At 74.3% G+C, this 19,416-nt stretch carries 15 protein-coding genes and 1 pseudogene; 9 read left to right on the top strand and 7 right to left on the bottom strand.

What is annotated here, in order from left to right; all coding sequences use genetic code 11:
- From DBP14_RS23395 to DBP14_RS23370, 6 genes are all read left to right on the top strand, one after another.
- Nucleotides 1-1,395: an O-antigen ligase family protein gene (locus DBP14_RS23395; protein WP_129309108.1), complete on the top strand. Its 1,395-nt coding sequence runs from the start codon at nt 1-3 to the stop codon at nt 1,393-1,395.
- 683 nt (nt 1,396-2,078) lie between these two features.
- A complete protein-coding gene (locus tag DBP14_RS23390) occupies nt 2,079-3,689 on the top strand; it encodes a lipid II flippase MurJ (RefSeq protein WP_241741277.1) in 1,611 nt (536 codons plus the stop codon).
- A complete protein-coding gene (locus tag DBP14_RS23385; RefSeq protein ID WP_206739327.1) occupies nt 3,673-4,443 on the top strand; it encodes a polysaccharide deacetylase family protein in 771 nt (256 codons plus the stop codon). The genes DBP14_RS23390 and DBP14_RS23385 overlap by 17 nt, the downstream gene beginning before the upstream one ends.
- The gene (locus DBP14_RS23380; protein ID WP_129309106.1) at nt 4,440-5,804 is read left to right on the top strand and encodes a glycosyltransferase; all 1,365 of its coding nucleotides are present in this window, start codon (nt 4,440-4,442) and stop codon (nt 5,802-5,804) included. The genes DBP14_RS23385 and DBP14_RS23380 overlap by 4 nt, the downstream gene beginning before the upstream one ends.
- Nucleotides 5,801-6,448 carry a lipopolysaccharide biosynthesis protein gene (locus DBP14_RS23375; protein WP_129309105.1) on the top strand — a complete coding sequence of 216 codons (648 nt, stop codon included), beginning with the start codon at nt 5,801-5,803 and terminating at the stop codon, nt 6,446-6,448. Before DBP14_RS23380 ends, DBP14_RS23375 begins: the two co-directional genes overlap by 4 nt.
- On the top strand, nt 6,445-7,656 hold the full coding sequence (locus tag DBP14_RS23370; RefSeq protein WP_129309104.1) for a GNAT family N-acetyltransferase: 1,212 nt from the start codon (nt 6,445-6,447) through the stop codon (nt 7,654-7,656). The genes DBP14_RS23375 and DBP14_RS23370 overlap by 4 nt, the downstream gene beginning before the upstream one ends.
- Here DBP14_RS23370 and DBP14_RS23365 read toward each other — a convergent pair.
- Nucleotides 7,653-8,948, bottom strand: coding sequence for a glycosyl hydrolase (locus tag DBP14_RS23365; protein ID WP_129309103.1), 1,296 nt, complete (start codon nt 8,946-8,948; stop codon nt 7,653-7,655). The two genes, DBP14_RS23370 and DBP14_RS23365, sit on opposite strands and share 4 nt — an antisense overlap.
- Nucleotides 8,949-9,095: 147 nt before the next feature.
- On the opposite strand from DBP14_RS23365, the pseudogene DBP14_RS23360 reads away from it, so the two are divergent.
- Nucleotides 9,096-10,359 (top strand): annotated as a pseudogene (locus tag DBP14_RS23360) (NAD(P)-binding domain-containing protein).
- Between the two features lie 18 nt (nt 10,360-10,377).
- On the opposite strand, the gene DBP14_RS23355 reads toward DBP14_RS23360, so the two are convergent.
- From DBP14_RS23355 to DBP14_RS23345, 3 genes are all read right to left on the bottom strand, one after another.
- Complete coding sequence (locus DBP14_RS23355) at nt 10,378-11,343, bottom strand: hypothetical protein (RefSeq protein WP_129309102.1); 966 nt, start codon at nt 11,341-11,343, stop codon at nt 10,378-10,380.
- A gap of 112 nt (nt 11,344-11,455) precedes the next feature.
- Nucleotides 11,456-11,683, bottom strand: a complete 228-nt coding sequence (locus DBP14_RS23350) for a chaplin (RefSeq protein ID WP_129309101.1) — start codon at nt 11,681-11,683, stop codon at nt 11,456-11,458.
- A 279-nt stretch (nt 11,684-11,962) separates the two neighbouring features.
- Entirely contained in the window at nt 11,963-12,373 is a 411-nt protein-coding gene (locus tag DBP14_RS23345; RefSeq protein WP_129309100.1) for a rodlin, read from the bottom strand.
- A 267-nt stretch (nt 12,374-12,640) separates the two neighbouring features.
- On the opposite strand from DBP14_RS23345, the gene DBP14_RS23340 reads away from it, so the two are divergent.
- Nucleotides 12,641-13,051 carry a rodlin gene (locus DBP14_RS23340; protein ID WP_129309099.1) on the top strand — a complete coding sequence of 137 codons (411 nt, stop codon included), beginning with the start codon at nt 12,641-12,643 and terminating at the stop codon, nt 13,049-13,051.
- 228 nt (nt 13,052-13,279) lie between these two features.
- Complete coding sequence (locus tag DBP14_RS23335) at nt 13,280-13,687, top strand: rodlin (protein WP_129309098.1); 408 nt, start codon at nt 13,280-13,282, stop codon at nt 13,685-13,687.
- Between the two features lie 72 nt (nt 13,688-13,759).
- On the opposite strand, the gene DBP14_RS23330 is transcribed toward DBP14_RS23335, so the two are convergent.
- The 3 genes from DBP14_RS23330 to DBP14_RS23320 all read right to left on the bottom strand — a co-directional run bounded on the left by DBP14_RS23330 (nt 13,760) and on the right by DBP14_RS23320 (nt 19,305).
- A complete protein-coding gene (locus tag DBP14_RS23330) occupies nt 13,760-15,706 on the bottom strand; it encodes an AMP-dependent synthetase/ligase (protein WP_129309097.1) in 1,947 nt (648 codons plus the stop codon).
- Between the two features lie 87 nt (nt 15,707-15,793).
- On the bottom strand, nt 15,794-16,657 hold the full coding sequence (locus DBP14_RS23325; protein WP_129309096.1) for an ABC transporter permease: 864 nt from the start codon (nt 16,655-16,657) through the stop codon (nt 15,794-15,796).
- The gene (locus DBP14_RS23320; protein WP_129309095.1) at nt 16,654-19,305 is read right to left on the bottom strand and encodes an alpha/beta fold hydrolase; all 2,652 of its coding nucleotides are present in this window, start codon (nt 19,303-19,305) and stop codon (nt 16,654-16,656) included. Before DBP14_RS23320 ends, DBP14_RS23325 begins: the two co-directional genes overlap by 4 nt.
- Between the last annotated feature and the right edge of the window lie 111 nt (nt 19,306-19,416).

The raw sequence follows: 19,416 nt of genomic DNA, 5'->3' as shown, positions 1-19,416 counted from the left end.
ATGAGCCTGGTCCCGCCCCCGTCACTGCCCCCGCCCCCGCCCCCGTCACCGCCCCTGCGCCTCCCCCCGCGCCTCTCCCCCGTCCTGGCGGCGGTCGCCGTGCTCGTGCTCCTGGCACTGCCGGTCGCGCCCGCAGGCGAGGGCGGCGCGGGTCCCGCCGACGCGCTGTCCGCGCTGGTGGTCGCCTTCACCGTCGTACGGCTGCTGCGTGCGCGGCGGCGTCCGCTGCCCCGGACCGCCGCCGTCGTGCTGGGCCTGCCGGTGGCCGGACTCGCGCTCGCCGCCATGGACGCGGTCTCGCCGGGGGCCGGGATCAACGGCCTCGGCCGCTATCTGCAGATCTTCGTCCTCGTGCCCGCCGCCGTCGTGCTCCTCATCCGCGACCGGCGCGACTTCCGGCTGCTGGCCTGGGCGTTCGTCGCGCTCGCCGGCTGGGAGGGCGCGGTCGGCGTGCACCAGTACCTCACCGGCACCGGCGCCTCCTACCAGGGCGAGGACATCCGGGCGGTCGGCACGTTCGGCGCGCAGGACGTCATGGGCATGGCGACCGTCGTGTCGTTCGGGCTGGTGTGCGCGGTCGGCCTGGCGCTGGGCCGTACCCCGGCGCGTGAACGGACGATCGCCGCGGTCTGCGCCGTCGCGCTGCTGCTGCCGCTGGCCCTGTCCTTCAGCCGGGGCGCCTGGATCGCCACCGCCGCGACCCTCGCCGTCCAGCTGGTGCTGGCCGGGGTGCGGCGGGCGCTGAAGATCGGGGCGGCCGTCGTCGCGGCCGGGGTGCTGCTGGTGGGCGGCCTCGGGGTGGGTACGGCGATGCTGCAGGAGCGGATCGACAGCATCACCCAGGTCACCGACGCGCCCGACCAGTCCGTCACCGACCGGTACACCATGTGGGCGGCGGCGACGGACATGTGGCGGCAGCACCCGCTCACCGGGGTCGGCCTCAAGGGCTTCCCCGAGTACCGGGACGGGCACGCCTCGCTCGCGCTGTCCTCCGGCAGCGACACGGGGGGCGCGGGCGCGGCCTTCCGCAAGCAGCCGCTGCTCTCCCCGCACAACATGTACCTGCTGGTCCTCAGCGAGCAGGGACTGATCGGCCTCCTCTGCCTCGGGGGCGCCTGGCTGGCCCTCTTGGTGTGCGCCCTGCGCGGCCTGTGGCGCACCCGGCGGTCCCGCGTCCCCGCCCTGGACTGCGCGCTGGTGGCCTGCGGCCTGCTCACCTGGCAGCTGATCGACTTCGTCTACGCCGACATCGGCGGCCCCTCCACCGTGCTCACCGCGGTCTGCTTCGGCCTGATCGCCTGGTGGTCCCTGATCGGCGGCACCCACGCCGACCCGCCCGGACCGGACACCGCCCCCGTCCCGGTCCCCGGCCCCGGGAAGGCCGTGACCCGATGAGGGTGAGGCCCTCCCGAAACCGACGCGAACCGGTACCGGAACCCCGCCCTGGAGCGGCTTCCGGTGCGGGTACCGGTACCGGTGCGGCTTCCGGCGCTGGTGCCGGTGCCGAGTCTGGTCCCGGCCACGGCCACGGGACCGGTGCGGGTTCCGGTCCCGGCCATGGACACGATGCCGGTGCCGGTGCTGGTGCTGGTGCTGGCGCTGGCGCTGGTGCCGGTGCCGAGTCTGGTCCCGGCCACGGCCACGGGACCGGTGCGGGTTCCGGTCGCGGCCATGGACACGATGCCGGTGCCAGTGCCAGTGCCGGTGCCGGTTCCCGTTCGGGTGCCGGTTCCCGTTCCGGTGCCGTGGCCGACCTTGGCCGCGGCCGAAGTCCCTTCGCCCGTACCGGCTCCGGTCCCGGCCCCGGTGCCAGTTCCGGCCACGGTCCCGAAGGGCCACCCGCACCGGCCCGCACCGACCCGACCCGGCCGCCCGGAGAGTCGCTGCCCGGTCCCAGGGGAGACGCGCGGACCCGTCCGAAGGGAGTCGGGCGGACCGGCCCGGGAGACACGTCGCCCGGTTCGCGGGGTGCGACGCCCGGTCGCGCGGTCGTGCGTCCGGCCGGGCCGGCGCCCGCCGGCGGGCTCGTCGCGTCCGTGCCCGCCCCGCCGCCTCTCGCCGCCTCCGCGGTGCCGTCGCTGCCCCCGGCCTCCGTGCCACCGGAATCGGCCGGGCCCGAACACGAGCCGCTCACCCGGGGTTTCCTCGCCAGGGCGACGCTTGTCACGGCCGCGCTGTCGGTCGCGGGGGCGGTGCTGGGGCTGGTGCGGGACCAGTCGCTCGCCCGGTTGTTCGGGGCCGGGGAGGATACCGACGCGTTCCTGGTGGCCTGGACCGTGCCGGAGTTCGCGGCGACGCTGCTGATCGAGGACGGGCTGGCGTTCGCGCTGATCCCCGCGTTCAGCGGGGCGCTGGCCCGGCGGGCCCAGGGCGCCCCCGGCGACCCCGTGCGCTCCCTCGTGGCCGGCATCCTGCCCCGCCTCGCGCTCGCCTTCGCCGCGGTGGGCGCGCTGCTCGCCATCTGCGCCCGGCAGGTGGTCGAGGTGCTCGCGCCCGGCCTGCCCGACCCGGGCCTCGCGGTCGACTGCACCCGGCTCACCGCGACCTGCGTCCTCAGCTTCGGCCTCGCCGGCTTCTGCAGCGCGGCCCTGCGCGCCCACCGCCGCTTCCTGGCACCGGCCGCCATCTACGTCGCCTACAACGTCGGCATCGTCACCGCGATGTTCACCCTCGGCGGCCACTGGGGCGTGCGCTCGGCGGCGTTCGGGGTGGCGGCGGGCGGTGTGCTGATGGTTCTCGTACAGCTGCCGTCGCTCGTACGGCAGTTGCGGCGCAAGGGCGCCGAAGGGCCGGCCGCCGCCGACGCCGGGACGCGGCCCGTGAACGTCAACCTGCTGGCGACCGTGCTGTTGTTCGCGCTGTGCCGGCAGTCGCAGGTCCTCATCGAGCGGTTCCTCGCCTCCCACCTGCCCTCCGGGGCCATCTCGCACCTCAACTACGCCCAGAAGATCGCCCAGATCCCGATGACGCTGTCGATGATGCTGTGCACCGTCACCTTCCCGGTGGTGGCCCGCGCGCTGGCCGACGGCGACACCGAGCGGGCCCGCGGCCGGGTGGAGCGCGACCTGGCGCTGGCCTCCTGCCTGGTGCTGCTCGGCACGGCGGCGGTCGTGGCCTGCGCCCCGCAGCTCGTCGAACTGCTCTTCCAGCGCGGCGAGTTCACCGCACGGGACACTGCGGCGACGGCCGGGGTCATGCGGGTGTACGCCCTCGGTCTGCTGGGCCAGACCCTCACGGGCGTGCTGGTCCGCTCCTACTTCTCGGCCGGCCGCGCCACCTGGTACCCGGTCGGCGCCATGACCGTCGGCATCATCGTGACCTCCTGGATCGGCGCCTGGACGATCGGCCCCTGGGGGGTCACCGGAGTCGCCGCCGCCAACGCCGCCGGCATCAGCGTCACCGCCGGTCTGCTGCTGGCCGGCATGGGCCCGCGCAGCGTGCCGGTCCGGGTCCGGGGCGTGCTGCGCGAGCTGAGCCGGCCGCTGCGGGCCGCCGCCGTGGCCGGCCTCGCCGGGGCGTTCGTGGCGGGCCGGTTCGCGGCACCCCTCGCGGGCCTGGCCGCCGGGGCCGCCACGGTGACCGTCGTGTTCGTCCTCCTCGGCCTGGCGCTGGGCGCCCACGGCTTCGCTCCCGCACTCCGATTCGTCCGCACCCGCACCCGAAGGCTCGCCCATGCCGTCCTCCGTTGAGTCCGCCTCGTGCGCCGGCTCCGCGCCCCTGACGCGGCCCGGCCCCGTCCCGTGGATCGCCATGTACCACTCGGTGGGCGACCGCACCGACGACCCGTACCGCATCACGGTCACGCCCGGCAGACTGGAGCGGCAACTGCGGTGGCTGCGGACGCGGGGCCTCAAGGGCGTGTCGGTGACCGAACTGCTCGCCGCCCGGGGCCGGGGCGAGGGACGCGGCCTGGTGGGGCTCACCTTCGACGACGGCTACGCCGACTTCCTCGGCAACGCCCTGCCCCTGCTGACCCGCTGGCAGTGCACCGCCACCCTGTTCGTGCTGCCCGGCCGGCTCGGCGGCGCCAACGCCTGGGACCCGCTGGGCCCGCGCAAGCCACTGCTCAGCGCCGACGGTGTCCGCCGGGTCGCCGAGGCGGGCGTGGAGATCGGCTCGCACGGCCTCACCCACGTCGACCTCACCCGCGCCGACGAGGCCACCCTCACGGCCGAGACCGCCGAGAGCCGGGCGCTGCTCAGCGAGTTGACCGGCGCCCCGGTGACCGGCTTCTGCTATCCCTACGGCACCCTCGACCCGCGCGCCATGACCGCCGTACGGGCGGCCGGCTACCGGTACGCGTGCGCCATCGACCCCGGCCCGCTGACCGGCCCGTACGCCCTGCCCCGGGTGCACGTCGGGCAGAGCGACACCGCCCCGCGCCTGTTCCTGAAGTACCGGCTGCACCGGTTGCGCCGCCGTCCCGTCGAGGGGCTGCGGTGAAGGCGCTGCACATCATCACCGGGCTGGGCATCGGCGGTGCCGAGCAGCAACTGCGGCTGCTGCTACGCCACTTGCCGGTCGACTGCGACGTGGTGACGCTGACCAACCCGGGGCCGGTGGCGGACGGGCTCGCCGCCGACGGGGTACGGGTGACGCACCTCGGCATGGCCGGCAACCGCGACCTGGCCGCACTGCCCCGCCTGGTCCGCATCATCCGGCGGGGCCGCTACGACCTCGTGCACACCCACCTCTACCGGGCGTGCCTGTACGGCAGGATCGCCGCCCGGATCGCCGGGGTCCGGGCCGTCGTCGCCACCGAACACTCCCTGGGCGACTCGCAGATGGAGGGCCGGCCGCTCACCGCCGGGGTGCGGGCGCTGTACCTGGCCGGGGAGCGGCTGGGCCGGGCCACGGTCGCCGTCTCGCCCACGGTCGCCGCCCGCCTCGGCCGGTGGGGCGTGCCCGCGCCACGCATCGAGGTGGTGCCCAACGGCATCGACCTGGACCGGTTCCGTCACGACCCCGGGCGCAGGCGGCGCGCCCGGGCCGCCCTCGGGCTGCCCGACGACGCCTTCGTCGTCGGCGGCATCGGCCGCCTCGCCCCCGGCAAACGCTTCGGCGTCCTGATCCGCGCCCTCGCCCAACTCCCCTCCGACAGCCACCTGCTGCTGGTCGGCGGGGGCCCCGAGGAGTCCGCCCTGCGCCGCCTCGCGTGCGAAGCGGGCGTCACCGACCGCGTGCTGTTCGCGGGCGAGCGGCCCTACTTCACGGAGGCGGCCCCGGCGGACGCAGGACCCGAGGGCAGCACCTACGGAGCCGTCGACGGCACCGGCGGCTTCGGCGGCTTCTGCGGCATCGACCGCACGGGGACTTCCCCTGGCCCGGACCGGCTCGACACCCCGCCCGGCCGGGTCCCCGCCCCCCTCGCACCCGGCCCCCCGGAGCAGCTCACCAGGCGCCCCGCCGCGCACGCCCCCTCCCTCGCCCCCCACCTCGATCTGCCCGCGCTGACCTCCGCCATGGACGTCCTCGCCTCGCCCTCCGCGGAGGAGGCCTTCGGGCTGGCGGTGGTCGAGGGGCTCGCGGCCGGGCTGCCGGTGCGGTACGCCTGCTGCCCCGCCATCGAGGATCTGCCGCCCGCGGCCACCCCGCACGCCGTACGGGTGCGGGGCGGGGCCGACGCCTACGCCCGCGCGCTCGCCGCCGTCCGGGCCGCCGGTCCGGGCCCGCGCGCCGTGCCCGAGGCGGCCCGCCACTACAGCATCGCCACCAGCGCCGCCCGGCTCATGGACGTCTACGCGACGGCGCTCGCCCGCCCGGTCCCTTCGTCCCGATCCTCCGAGGGAGTCAGTCCGTCATGACCGACAACAAGCACCACCACAGCACCCGTTTCGCCCGTCTCCGCGCGCTGCCCCCCTGGTCGCTGGTCGCGGCCGGCGTCCTCGCGGGCGGGCTGCTCGGCGGCGGGTACGGGGTGCTCAAGCCACCGGCGTACACGGCCACCAGCTATGTCGTCGCCGTACCCACCGAGAAGTCCGACACGGCCACCGCGCTCGGCTTCGCGCAGGCCTACGGCCGGGTCGCCACCCAGCTCGCGGTGCTCGACGACGCGCAGGTGCGGGCCGGGGTGCCGGTCGCCACACTGCGCGACAGCGTGCGCACGGCGACCTCGCCGGACGCCCCGATGGTCTCCGTCACCGCCACCTCCGCCCACCCCGCGCAGGCCGCCGCCATGGCCAACGCGGTCGCCCGCGCGCTCACCGAGCACGCCAACGACACCAAGGCCGACACCCACGTCGAACTCCTGCAGTTCTCCCGTGCGGTGAAGCCGACCGAGCCGGCCTCGGCCTCGCCCACGGTGACCGGCCTGGTCGGGGCGAGCGCGGGCGGGCTGCTCGGCGGGCTCGTGCTGCTGGTCCGGCCCCGGCGGCCCGAGGAGGAGCCGGTGCGGGCCGCCTCCGTGCCCGGCCCGGCCATCGCCGCCGACAGCCACGGTCAGCTGTGACGGCCACCCGTTCGGGGCGTGCCGTACCCGGCGCGCGGGCCGGCGCGCCGCGCACCACCGCAGACCCCGCCGACGTCGGCCTTGTCACCGAACTCGTCACCGACGAGGCCGCGTTCGCCGCGCTCGCTCCGGAGTGGGCCCGGCTGTACGGGCGGTGTGCCGCCGCGACCCCGTTCCAGAGCCACTCCTGGCTGCACTCGTGGTGGCTGTCGTACGGCAGGCCGGGCCGGCTGCGGCTGCTGCTGGTCCGCTCCGGTGGTGAACTGCTCGCCGCCGCACCCCTGATGCTGGTCCGGCGTCCCCTGCCCGCGCTGGTGCCGCTAGGCGGGGCGATCTCCGACTTCGGGGACGTCCTCGTCGACGACGGCGACGCCGGCCGCGGCGGCCCTGCGCTCACCGCGCTCACCGGGGCCCTCGCGGAGGCGGCGCGCACGGCTTTGATCGACTTCCGCGAGGTGCGGCCGGGCGCCGCCGTCGAACGGGTCTACGACACCTGGCTCGGCCCCCGCCACGCGCTGCCGGACTCGCTGTGCCTGGAACTGCCGGCCGTGCCCATGGCCGGCCTGGTCGCCCGGCTGCCGTCGAACAAGGCCCAGCGGGTGCGGGCCAAGCTGCGCAAGCTGTCCGCGCTGGGCGTCGAACGGCGGGTAGCCGGACCCGAGGAGGTGGACGCGGCCCTGCGGCGACTGCTGGAACTGCACCGGCTGCAGTGGGCGGACCGGAAGGTGACGACCGAGCACCTGCGGCCCCGGTTCCAGGAGCATCTGGTCCGTGCGGTCGGACCGATGGTCCGCGCCGGGAGCGCGGTCGTCACCGAGTTCCTGATCGGCGACGAGGTGACGGCCGTCGACCTGACCCTGCTCTCCCGGAGCCTGGCGGGCGGCTATCTGTACGGCGCCCACCCCGGGCTCCGGGAACGCAGGGCGGACGTCGCCGTGATGCTGCTGGACGCCTGCGCCGAGAACGCGGCGCACACCGGCGGCGGCCCGCCCCGGGTGCTGAGCCTGCTGCGCGGCGACGAGCCGTACAAGCACCACTGGCGTCCCGAACCGGTCGTCAGCCGACGGCTGTTGCTGGCCAGGCGGCGCACCGCCCCGCTGCTGTCGGCCGCGTTGTGCGAAGCGGCCGCCCGGCAACGGGGCAAGGAGGTGCTGCACCGGTGGCGCGAACGCCGGCAGGACCAGCGCCCCGAGAAGGAGGCGCACTAGTCGTCGCGGGACCACCAGTCGACGCGGAAGCAGAGCTTGCCGCCGAGCCAGTACTCGACCCAGTCGCCGAGGTCCATCGGCGTGCAGTTCGCCGGGGGCTTCGGGGTGGGGGTCGGGGTGGCCGGAGCCGGCTTGGACGTCGGCGTCGGAACGGGCGTGACGGTGGCGGGCAGTTCGGTGCGGCCGTAGAGGGCGGACCGGTAGACCTGGGACGATCTCGGGTTCTGCGCGCAGGTCCAGACGCCGTGCGGGCAGTAGTCGGTCAGCGTGTTGTAGACCGGCTTGTGCGCGTCCATCCAGGCGAGCATGCGCCGCATGTACTCGGCGTTGTCACCGTTGCGGAAGAGCCCCCATTCCGGATAGGAGATGGGTTTTCCGTGGGCCTTCGCGAAGTCCACCTGCCGCTGGAGGCCGTACGGCTCCTTCACCTGTTCGTCGAACGACAGCCCCGTCGGCTGGTCGTAGGAATCCATGCCGATGATGTCGACCGTGTCGTCACCGGGGTAGCAGTCGGTCCAGGGGACGGCGTCCCGGCCCCGGCTCGGCGCGAAGTCGAACCGGAACTTCTGTCCCGGTACCGAGCGCATCGTGGTGACGATCCGCCTCCAGTACGTCTTCCACGCCTCGGGATCCGGTCCGCAGCGATGGGTGTACGTGGTGCCGTTCATCTCCCAGCCGAGCACGATCACCGTGTCCGGCACCTTCAGGTTTACCAGCCGCTGGGCCAGGGTGCGGAAGTGCTGGTCGAAGTCCCCGGCGGCGCCCTGCCGGAGCAGCATGCGGACCTGGCCGTCGGGGACGTTGTCCTCGTTCCGTTCCTGCATGGGCACGTTGAGCACCAGCATCCGGTCGGCCTTCTCGCGCCGCCAGTGCGCCCAGACGTCCAGGAAGCCGGGCGCCCCCTCGATGTCGCGCCAGCGGTTGCCGGGCAGATAGGTGTGCGCGACCTTCAGTTCGGTGCCGCCGAGCCAGTGGCTCAGCTGGGCCATCCGGGCCACGCCGAGCGGACCGGAGTCGAGGAAGGCACCGAAGGGCGGGAGCGCCTTCTCGGCGGGGGCCGGAGTCGTGGGAGCCGGGGTGGTGGGAACCGGGGTCGTGGGAGCCGGGGTCGTCGTGGCCGGTACCGGGGTGGCCTGGGCCGCCGGTGTCGGTGTCGGTGTGGGAGCCGGGCCGGTGGCCGGCTCCGCGCTCACGGCGAATCCGGGGCCGATCGCCAGCGCGGCCGTCGCGACGACCGCCGCGACCACCACCGCCGACCGCCCGGACCGGGCCCCGCGCTGTCGTGTCGCCATTCCCGCTCCCTTCTCCACTCACCTTTCGACATTCCGGTCCATACCGGCTACTGACACTCAGTCATATCAATATGAATTCCGCCAGCTCGGTTACCGCTTTCGGGTCCCCCGAGGGCCCGCGCGAGTGAAGAGAGCGAGCAGTCGCTGATGGACGACCTGCTGGTGGTGGGGGCCGGCCCGTACGGCCTGTCCATCGCGTCGCACGCGGCGGCCGCCGGGAAAGTCCGTGTGTTCGGGCGCCCCATGGCGACCTGGCGCGACCACACGCCCCCGGGCATGTTTTTGACGTCGGAGCCCTGGACGTCCAACCTGTCCGACCCGGGGGGGCCGTTGGCGGCTCGACGTGTTCTGCGCGTTCCGGGGCGTCACCGCCCGGCACGGCGAGCCGCTGCCGCTGGAGGTGTTCGCCGAGTACGGCACGTGGTTCGCCCGGAACGCGGTGCCGGTGCTCGACGAGCGGACCGTGACCCGGGTGGCTCCCCGCGCGGGCGGCTTCGAGGTCGTCACCGAGGACGGGCGGTCACGGGCCGCGCGGACGGTCGCGCCGGCCGTGGGTCTGCTGCCGTTCGCTCAGATCCCGGCGGCGCTGCGGGGCCTGCCGCCCGCGCTGGTCTCGCACAGCGGTGACCACGCCGCCCTCGACGGCTTCCGCGACCGGGACGTCACGGTCGTCGGCGCCGGTCAGTCGTCCCTGGAGACCGCCGCGCTCCTCGCCGAACAGGGCACCCGGGTACGGCTGCTGGCGCGGGCCGGCCGGTTGCGCTGGGACGATGTGCCCGCGCCGCTGGAACGGCCCTGGTGGCGCGCGGCCCGCTCCCCGCGCAGCGCACTGGGCCCCGGCCGGCTGAACCGGTTCCACGCCGGGTATCCCGGTCTCCACCGGCGCCTGCCCGAAGGGGCCCGCTCCCGTCTCGCGGCCACCGCGTCCGGGCCGAGGGGCGCCTGGTGGCTGCGCGAGCGGGTGGAGCGGGGGGTGGAGGTGCTGCTCGGCCACGACGTCCTCGCCGCGTACGAGGTTCCGGGCGGCCTGCGCCTGAAAACGGCGTCCCGGGACGGCGCCGTACGCGTCCTGGACACGGGGCACGTCATCGCCGCGACCGGCTTCCGCGCCACCCGGGACCGGCTCCGGCCGCTCTCCCCCGACCTGCGCGCACTGCTGGCCACGGGGGCCGACGGCGCGCCCGAGGCCGGCCCGGACTTCGCGTCGTCGTACCCCGGTCTGTTCCTGGCCGGTCCCGTCACGTGCGCCGGGTTCGGCCCGGCGATGCGCTCGGTCCAGGGCGCCGCGTTCACGGCGGCCACCCTGGTTCGAGGGGTGCGCCGCCGCCTCCACACGGGGCCGGCGGGATGGCCCGTCCCACCGGCCCGTACGCGTGCGACGCGGGACGTCCCGCACGCGGTGGAGGGCTGAGTGTGCGGCGTGGACCGGCTAGTGACGGGTGGCCCGCCGGCCCCTGCGGTACAGCATCACGCCGCCGGCGATCAGCGCGGCGCTCACCGCCGACGTCGCCAGCATGGCCGGCCCCTGCCCACCGGTGTGCGCCATGCTCGGCGGCCGGTGGTGCTCGTGGCCACCGGGGGGCGGCGTCTCTTCACCGCCGTACGGCGGCGGGGTCTCCTCGCCGCCGTAGGGGGGCGGGGGCGTCTCCTCACCGCCGTACGGGGGCGGTGTGGTCTCCTCGCCACCGTACGGGGGCGGGGTCGTCTCCTCGCCGCCGTAGGGGGGCGGTGTGGCGGTGGCGCCGCGCGAAGACGGCGTCCGGGCGCCGGTTCCGTGGTGATCGCCGTGTTCCGACTCGTCAGCGGTGCGAACGGGGCCACCGAGTTGGTCATCGTGCGCGCGGTCGCCACCGTTGTCACGCGGGCCTGCGGGCGCGTGGTGGCCACCGTTCTCGGGCTCACCGGCCGGCGCGCGGTCACCACCGTTCTCCCGCCCGTCCCCCTGGGCGCGGCCGTCCGTGGTCCCGGGCCGCGCGCCCTGCGCCCGATCGGCAGGGGTGCCGCGCTCGGCGCCCTGCGCCCGGTCGCCACCACTCTGCGCACGGTCGACGCTCTGCGTGTTGTCGCCGCCCTGGGCGTTGTCCGCGGCGGGCTCTTGCCGGTCGGGGGCGCGGCCGGCGTCGTTGTCCGTCGAACCGGGCCGGTCGGCGGCGGAGTTGCCCGAGGCCGGGTTCGGCGCGGTGTCCGCGGCGGCGGAGCCGGCGCCGGTGTTCGCCGGCGCGACGGCCGGGGCCTGGGCCTGGGCCTGGGCGGTGGTGCCGGACACGGCGGCGGCCGGGGCCTGGGCGGGGCTGTGCGCGTCCGAGTCGGCGAGCGCGGGGTTGGCGTACAGGGACAGCACACCGGTCGCGGCAGCGGCGGCCGCGACCATGCCCCTTCTGAGGGTCTGTCGCATCGTTGTCTTCCTGCTCGGAGAAGTGGAAAGGCCGGCCCTGGAACACGGGATCGGGGGGATCGTCGGTCCAGGGCCGGCCGTCAGCCGGTGGGCTGGTGGTGCAGCCGCGTCGTCAGTCGTTGACGCAGGTGTTGCCGAACGCCGGGTTCAGCGCGGCGATGACGTTGACCGTGTTGCCGCAGACGTTGACGGGGATGTGGACCGGGACCTGGACCACGTTGCCCGAGACGACACCCGGGGACTTGACGGCGGCACCGTCGGCCCCGGCGTCGGCGAAGGCCGGGAGGGCCCCGCCCAGGGCGAGGATGGCGCCGGCGACGACAGCAGCGCTCTTCTTCATGAAAGTTCCCTTCTCCGCGGTCATGCCCTATGACGGCCGAAACCGAGCGAGCACAACTGGAACGGCTCGCACCATGACCGGCAGGCTGTAGAACGAGGGATAGACAAACGAAGAAACCGAGGAACGCGCGTCGTCCTGGAATTCACTCGAACGCCATCAGGGAATTGACATGATGGCGGAGTTTGCAAAGAAACGGTTCTGTGGAGACAAAGGAAAAGCCGCCCGGACGGCGGTGCGTGTACCGGCACGCCGCCCGGACGGTGCTCCCGGGGCGTCGGGTCAGCCGTTGGCCGTGCCGTTGCCCGCCAGGACGGAGATGTCGTCCAGGATGTGCGAGGCCGGGTCGTCGTTCTTCGCCTGCGTGCCGTTCTCGGCGCACTGCTGGTTCTGCGGCGCGGACAGGACCGGGATGTCCTGGACGCCGACGTTGACCGCGGCGAGCACGGACTGGACGTTGCCCTTCGCCGGCAGGCCGACGCACAGCTTGTTCAGCGAGCTCTGCACCAGCGTGCCCTGCGGGCTCATGTCGCCCTTGGTCACGTTGCTGCCGAACGTCTCGTGGGCGCCGTTGCCGCTGAGCGCGGTCGTGCCCGTGTCGTTTCCGAGGGCAAGCGCCTGGGGGGCTGCCGCCGCCGACACACCGCAGAGGGACGCGGCGACCGCGGCCGCGGCCATTGCCTTCTTCAGCATTTCGCTTTCCTTTCCTGGCTCCTCGGCTTCTCGCCAAGACGCACGTTCTTGCCTCCGCATCAACCGCGGTGCGGCCGATTGGTTTCGGGTCATCACCCGATCGGATCGTTGGGCGCCGCGAAAAAGGTGGAAGGAAGGGACCGCCGCACGCCATCGGTTCCGCATCCCGTGTGGGCCGTTGGAGTGAACGGCAGCAACTCTTCGGGGCGCGGGACAGTTGATCCGGGCGCTCCGGTGGACGGGGTTTCTCCTGAAGGGAAATAGCACGTGATCAAGAAGGTTCTGGCCGCCGCCGCGGTCGCCGCCTCCGTCGTCGGCGTCTCGGCCGCGGCCGCCGCGCCGGCCCTGGCCCTCGGAAACGACACCGGCACGACCGCGCTCAGCGGCAACGGCGCCACGCAGGCGTTCGGCAACTCCGCCACGTACGGCAACATGAGCCCGCAGCTGGCGCTCATCCAGGGCTCGTTCAACAAGCCCTGCATCGGCCTGCCGGCGAAGGCCAACCTGCAGTCGCTGGTCGGTCTCGTCAACGTCGGCGTGCAGGACATCCCGGTCTTGTCCTCGCCGCAGAACCAGCAGTGCACCGAGAACTCCACCCAGGCCAAGGGCGACGACTCGCTCTCGCACATCCTGGACGACATCTCCGCGCTGTCCGGCAACGGCACCGCCAACGGCTGACCTGCCGGTCCTCCGGAGCCCCGCACGGGTTCACGCCGACGGGCCGCCGGCTTCCCGGCGGCCCGTCGGCCTGCCCCGGTCCGGCCGTCGCCCCTCCCACCGGGGCGCTTGTGCACTGATCGGACTGCGCTGAGCCGAACGGGGCACAGCCCGCAACCCGCCCGGCCCCCGGGCCGTTGACGATCACGCAGCTCCTCCCCGGAGTCCGCCTTTCGAAAGGGAACGAACATGAAGAAGCTGTGGGCAACCGCCGCTGTCGCCGCCTCCGTAGCCGGCCTCGCCGGTGTGGCCGCCCCCCAGGCCCTGGCCCTGGGTGACGACCACGGCACGACCGCGCTCAGCGGCAACGGCGCCTCGCAGTCGTTCGGCAACTCGGCCACGCTCGGCGACCAGAGCCCGCAGCTCTCGCTGGTCCAGGGTTCGCTGAACAAGCCGTGCGTGGGCCTGCCCGCCAAGGTCAACGCCCAGTCGATCCTGGCCCTGGTCAACGTCGGCGTGCAGGACATCCCGGTCCTGTCCAACCCGCAGAACCAGCAGTGCACCGAGAACTCCACCCAGGCCAAGGGCGACGACTCGCTCTCGCACATCCTGGACGACATCTCCGCGCTGTCGGCCAACGGCACCGCCAACGGCTGAGCGAGTACTCCGCGGCGGCGGGTCACCGGTTCCTCCGGTGACCCGCCGCCGTCGTGTGTGCGCCTTTCGCGCTCAGCGCCGGTACAGCGCCTCGATGCGGTCCGCGTAGGCGGCGGTCACCGCGTGCCGCTTCACCTTCAGGGACGGTGTGAGCAGCCCGTTGTCCTCGGTGAACTCCCCCTCGACGAGCGCGAAGGCGCGGATGGACTCGGCGCGCGAGACGGCCTGGTTGGCGTAGTCGACGGCCTTCTGTACGGCGGCCCGCAGCCGGTCGTCCTGGACCAGTTCGGACATGGGCGTGCCGGCGGGCAGCCGGTGGACGGCGAGCCAGTGGGCGACGGCCTCCGGGTCGAGGGTGATCAGGGCCGCGACGAAGGGCCGGTTGTCGCCGACCACCACGCACTGGCCGATGGGCGCGCGGCTGCGCAGCCGGTCCTCCAGCACGGCCGGGGAGACGTTCTTGCCGCCGGAGGTGACGAGGATGTCCTTCTTGCGGCCGGTGATGGTGAGGTAGCCGTCGTCGTCGAGGGCGCCGAGGTCGCCGGTGGCGAACCAGCCGTCGGTGTGGGCGGCCTTCGTGGCGGCCGGGTTCTTCCAGTACGACTCGAAGACGATCCCGCCCTTGATCAGCACCTCACCGTCGTCGGCGATGCGTACGGCGGCGCCGGGAACGGGCCGGCCGACCGTGCCGGGGCGGGGGCGGAGCGGGGGTACGACGGTGGCCGCGGCGGTGGTCTCGGTCAGGCCGTAGCCCTCGTAGACGAGGATGCCCGCGGCGTAGAAGAACAGGTTGAGGTCGCGGTCGAGCGGGGAGCCACCGCTGATGGCGTACCGCATGCGGCCGCCCAGTTCCTTGCGGATGCGCCGGTAGACCAGCAGGTCGTACAGCGCCCAGGCCGCGTACAGGCCGGGGCCGGGGCCCTTGCCGGTGCCGAGGAACTTCCTCAGGTACGCCTCACCGAAGCGGACGGCGATCCGCTCGGCGCGGTCGAAGGAGGCGCCGCGGCCGATCTTCTCGGCGGTCGCCCGCCCGGTGTCGTGGATCTTCTCGAAGAGGTACGGCACGCCGACGAGGAAGGTCGGCCGGAACTCCTTGAGCGCGGGCCGCAGTTCGTCGGGCTTGAGGCTGGGGAAGTGGCCGGTCTCGATGCGGGCCATCAGGCAGGCGATCTGCAGGGCGCGGCCGAGGATGTGGGCGAGCGGCAGGAACAGCAGGGTGGAGGCGGCCTGGCCGGTGACCGCCTGGAACACCGGGTGCAGCAGTTCGACGGTGTTGGCGGCCTCGGTGTGCAGGTTGGCGTGGGTGAGGACGCAGCCCTTGGGCTGTCCGGTGGTGCCGGAGGTGTAGCAGACGGTGGCGATGGTGCCGGGAGCGAGTGCGGCGCGGCGCTTGGCGACCTCCTCGTCGGAGAGGTGTCGGCCGAGGGCGGTGAGACCGGCGAGGGTGCCTGCGGCCGGCGCGGCGGCGTCCGGTGCCGGTGTGATCTGCCAGAGGCGGGGCCGTTCCGGGTGGCCGGCGGTGCCGGTGGTGACGGTGGCGGCGTTCTCCGCCGTCTCGGTGACGACGTACCGGGCGCCGGAGTCGCGGACGATCCACTCCACCTGCTCGGCGGAGGAGGTGGGGTAGACGGGCACGGTCTGGCCGCCGGCGGCCCAGATCGCGAAGTCCAGGACGGTCCACTCGTAGCGGGTGCGGGACATCACGGCGACCCGTCCGCCCGGTTGGAGTCCGGCGGCGATGAGTCCCTTGGCGACGGCGGTGACCTCGGCGGCGAAGGCGGCGGCGGTGACGGGGCGCCAGCCGTCCGCGGTACGGCGGCGCAGCAGTACGGCGTCCGGGGTCTCGGCGGCGTGCGCGAACGGCAGGTCGGCCAGGGAGCCGGTGGTGAGGGGCCGGGCCAGGGGCGCGGCGCGCACCTCGCGCACGGTGCCGTCGGTGTCCCGGAGGATCTCGGGGGCGCCCCGGTCCGCCAGGTCCGTGCGCCTTCGTGCCCGTTTCAGGTCCTTGCGTACGCCCATGACGGCTCCCCGGTGCGGCTGAGGCGAAGGTGCTTACCGCCGGGTCAACTTACTCACAAGTAAGGAAAGGTCAATGGGGCGTGACCCCTAGGAGACGATGTCCTTGCGGGCGAAGCCGCGGAAGGCCAGGGCGATCAGCACCACGGCGTACGTCACCGAGACCGCCGTGCCCTGGATCATGCCGGACCACTCGGGGTGCGGCTGGACGGCGTCGGCCCAGGCGAACTGCCAGTGCGCGGGCAGGAAGTCGCGCCAGTGGCCGAGGGCGGTGACGGCGTCCAGGACGTTGCCGACGATGGTCAGGCCGACCGCGCCGCCGACCGCGCCGAGCGGGGCGTCCGTCTTCGTGGACAGCCAGAACGCGAGGCCGGCGGTGACCAGTTGGGACACGAAGACGTACGCCACCACGACGAGCAGCCGCTGGGCCGCCGTACCGGAGTCGAGCGCGCCGCCGGTGGGGATCTGCAGCGGCCCCCAGCCGTAGGCGGCCGTACCGACGGCGAGGGCCACCACGGGGAGCAGGACCATCGCGGCGAGGCTGAGCCCGAGGCCGACGAGCAGCTTGGAGGCCAGCAGCCGGGCGCGGGGCACGGGCGCGGCGAGCAGGTAGCGCAGCGAGGACCAGCTCGCCTCGGACGCGACGGTGTCCCCGCAGAACAGGGCGACCGGGATCACCAGCAGGAAGCCGGCGGAGACGAACAGGTTCACGGCGGCGAAGTTGGCGCCGGACGCGGTGGCCGTGTCCATCAGCGTGACCTGGCCGTTGCGCGAGCCGGGGTCGCCGCCGACGGCGAAGGCGATCAGCAGCACGAAGGGCAGGGCGGCGAGGACGGCGCCCATGACCAGGGTGCGGCGCCGCTTGAGCTGGCGGACCAGCTCCACGCGCGGCGGCAGGGTGTGGCCGGCGCGGTAGCCGGAGGCGCCGGCGGTGTGCTCGGTGAGCGTGCTCATGCGGAGCCTCCGATCAGGGTGAGGAAGGCGTCCTCCAGGCGGCGGTGGGGGCCGACCGAGGCGACGGGGACGTCGAGCCGGACGAGTTCGGCGACCAGGCGGGCGGCGCCGGTACCGGCGTCGAGGCGGACGAGGAGCCCGTCCTCGGCGCGCACGGCGGAGGCGATGCCGGGCAGCGCGGCCACCTTCTCCACCACCGGGTCGCCGACGGGGGTGCCGGTGCCGACGAGCAGGGTGTCGCCGGAGCCGATGATCTCCCCGACGGGTCCGGCCTGGACGAGCCGGCCGCGGTCCATCACCACGAGGTGGGTGCAGGACTGTTCGACCTCGGCGAGGAGGTGGCTGGAGACGATGACCGTACGGCCGCCGGCCGCGTAGCGGATCATCACCTCGCGCATCTCGCGGATCTGCGGCGGGTCGAGGCCGTTGGTGGGCTCGTCCAGTATGAGCAGGTCGGGCAGGCCCAGCATGGCCTGGGCGAGGGCGAGGCGCTGGCGCATGCCCTGGGAGTAGGTGCGCACCGCGCGGGCCAGCGCGTCGCCGAGGCCGGCGATCTCCAGGGCCTCGTCGAGGTGGGCGTCCTCGGCCGGGCGGCCGGTGGCCTTCCAGTACAGCTCCAGGTTCTCCCGGCCGGTCAGGTGCGGCAGGAAGCCGGCGCCCTCCACGAAGGCGCCCACGCGGGACAGGACGGGGGCGCCGGGCCGGATCGCGTGTCCGAAGACGCGGATCTCGCCGTCGTCCGGGGTGATCAGGCCCATGAGCATGCGCAGGGTGGTGGTCTTGCCGGCGCCGTTGGGTCCGAGCAGGCCGAGGACCTGGCCCTTGTCCACGCGGAAGGACAGCTCGCGCACCGCGTACCGGTCGCCGGTGCGGGCGTAGCGCTTGCTGAGGCCGCTTATCCGCAGCGGGACGTCGGCGAGGCCGGCGTCGGGTGCGGGTGCCGCCGTGCGGCGGCGGCCGGTGAGCAGCAGGGCGAGTGCGAGGACGGCGCCGCCGCCGGGCAGCCACCAGATCCAGGCGGGCAGCGGGGCGGCGGCGGTGCTGACGCCGGGGGCCGTGGGGACGCGCAGGTCGCCCTTGAGGGTGACGGTGTAGGTCGCCGGGGCGGCCGGGGACGCGTAGCCGAGGTCGGTGGAGGCGAGGACCAGGCGGAGCCGGTGGCCCTTCTGCACGTCGTGGTCGATGGCCGGGAGGGTGACGGTGACGTCCTTGCCGGACGTGGCGCCGGTGACCCGCAGGGGCGCGACGAGCTGCGAGGGCAGGACCTCCCGGGTGCCGCCGGGGCCGACGTCGTAGACCTTGCCGAAGAGGACGGCGTCGGCGGCGGTGGAGGTGAGGTGGACGGTGGCGGTCGGTGAGCCGGTGATCCGCAGGCCGTGGGTGAGGGGTGCGGAGTCGAACCTGGCGTACTGCCCGGGGAAGTCCAGGGAGACGCCGATGCCGAGGGCGGAGAGCTGGGTGAGCCCGCCGGAGCCGCCGAGGCCGGGCAGCGCGGAGATGGCGGGCGGGCTGGCGCCGGCCGGGTTGGTGATGTGCTGGGTGCCGCCGGACAGGGCGATGGACTTCGGGTGGCCGGACAGGCCGGGGTAGCTGTCGGCGCTCGCGCCGCGCAGCTGGGCGGCGCCGTCGGTGGAGTCGACGCCTCCGGTGCGGGTGATGCGGAAGGCGGGGCCGGTGCCGGCGCTCTGGTCGCCCTTGAGGTAGCGGTCGAACCAGGCCGCCGTCCGGGCCCGCAGGCGGCCGGTCTCCAGGTCACCGCCGTCGTGTCCGCCGGCGATCCAGTCGACGTCGACGGGGGCTCCGTTCGCGTGGATCGCCTTCTCGGCGGCGTCCGACTGGGCGAGGGTGAACAGGGAGTCGGTCTGGCCCTGCAGCAGCAGGGTGGGCACCTTGATGCGGTCGGCGACGGCGGACGGCGAGCGCTCCTCCAGGAGTTTCCGGGCGGCGGCGTCCGGCTTCCCGGACTCGGCGACCCGGTCGTACATCCGGCACAGCGCGGGTTCGAAGCGGGCGCAGCCGCCGCCGTTGTTGAAGAAGATCCCGGCCCACAGCTTCTTGAACACGCCGTTCGGGAAGAGGGCGTCGGCCAGGTTCCAGTAGGTGATGGCCGGGGCGATGGCGTCGACCCGGTGGTCGTATCCGGCGGCCAGCAGGGAGATCGCGCCGCCGTAGGAGCCGCCTGCGACGCCCACGCGCGGGTCGCCGGGCTTGTCGAGGCGGACCTGGGGCTGCTCGGCCAGCCAGTCGATGAGGCGGGAGACGTCGGCGACCTCGTGCCGGGGGTCGTTGAGGCCGATCTTCCCGGTGGACCTGCCGAAGCCGCGCGCGGACCAGGTCAGCACCGCGTATCCGTCGCGGGCCAGGCCCTCGGCCTGCTGCCGCATGTCGTTCTTGCTGCCGCCGAAGCCGTGCGCCAGCAGGACGGCGGGGCGGCGGCCGGCCGTGGGGGTGGTGAAGTACGAGGTGTCGATGCGGGCCCCGTCCATGGCCATCACCCGGTCGGTGCGGTGGACGGGGGGCGGGTCGTCGGAGGCGACGGCGGCCGTCCAGGTGCCGGCGCCGCCGAGCACGATGGCTGCTGCCGCGGCGGCGAGTAGCCTGCGCGGCGCGTTCAGCAGGCCTTGCGGCAGGCGCGGGCGAAGATCCATGCCTCAACGGTACGGGGAGTCTCTGACAGTTGGGGGGGGGGCGGATGAGAGCTCGGTCGGTCACGTGCTTTGCCGGCTGCGGGTGCCTCGTGGCTGGTCGCGCAGTTCCCC

Origin of the sequence: Streptomyces sp. L2 (assembly GCF_004124325.1) — a bacterium.
Lineage (GTDB): Bacteria > Actinomycetota > Actinomycetes > Streptomycetales > Streptomycetaceae > Streptomyces.
The sequence above is the reverse complement of the archived record's forward strand: the minus strand, read 5'-3'. Positions and strand labels throughout refer to the sequence as shown.

Excerpts from the sequence above, each read along its gene's own strand:
- DBP14_RS23395 (WP_129309108.1), top strand. The coding sequence starts at position 1 with ATGAGCCTGGTCCCGCCCCCGTCACTGCCCCCGCCCCCGCCCCCGTCA.
- DBP14_RS23385 (WP_206739327.1), top strand. The coding sequence starts at position 3,673 with ATGCCGTCCTCCGTTGAGTCCGCCTCGTGCGCCGGCTCCGCGCCCCTG.
- DBP14_RS23375 (WP_129309105.1), top strand. The coding sequence starts at position 5,801 with ATGACCGACAACAAGCACCACCACAGCACCCGTTTCGCCCGTCTCCGC.
- DBP14_RS23365 (WP_129309103.1), bottom strand. The coding sequence starts at position 8,948 with ATGGCGACACGACAGCGCGGGGCCCGGTCCGGGCGGTCGGCGGTGGTG.
- DBP14_RS23355 (WP_129309102.1), bottom strand. The coding sequence starts at position 11,343 with ATGCGACAGACCCTCAGAAGGGGCATGGTCGCGGCCGCCGCTGCCGCG.
- DBP14_RS23350 (WP_129309101.1), bottom strand. The coding sequence starts at position 11,683 with ATGAAGAAGAGCGCTGCTGTCGTCGCCGGCGCCATCCTCGCCCTGGGC.
- DBP14_RS23345 (WP_129309100.1), bottom strand. The coding sequence starts at position 12,373 with ATGCTGAAGAAGGCAATGGCCGCGGCCGCGGTCGCCGCGTCCCTCTGC.
- DBP14_RS23335 (WP_129309098.1), top strand. The coding sequence starts at position 13,280 with ATGAAGAAGCTGTGGGCAACCGCCGCTGTCGCCGCCTCCGTAGCCGGC.
- DBP14_RS23330 (WP_129309097.1), bottom strand. The coding sequence starts at position 15,706 with ATGGGCGTACGCAAGGACCTGAAACGGGCACGAAGGCGCACGGACCTG.
- DBP14_RS23325 (WP_129309096.1), bottom strand. The coding sequence starts at position 16,657 with ATGAGCACGCTCACCGAGCACACCGCCGGCGCCTCCGGCTACCGCGCC.
- DBP14_RS23320 (WP_129309095.1), bottom strand. The coding sequence starts at position 19,305 with ATGGATCTTCGCCCGCGCCTGCCGCAAGGCCTGCTGAACGCGCCGCGC.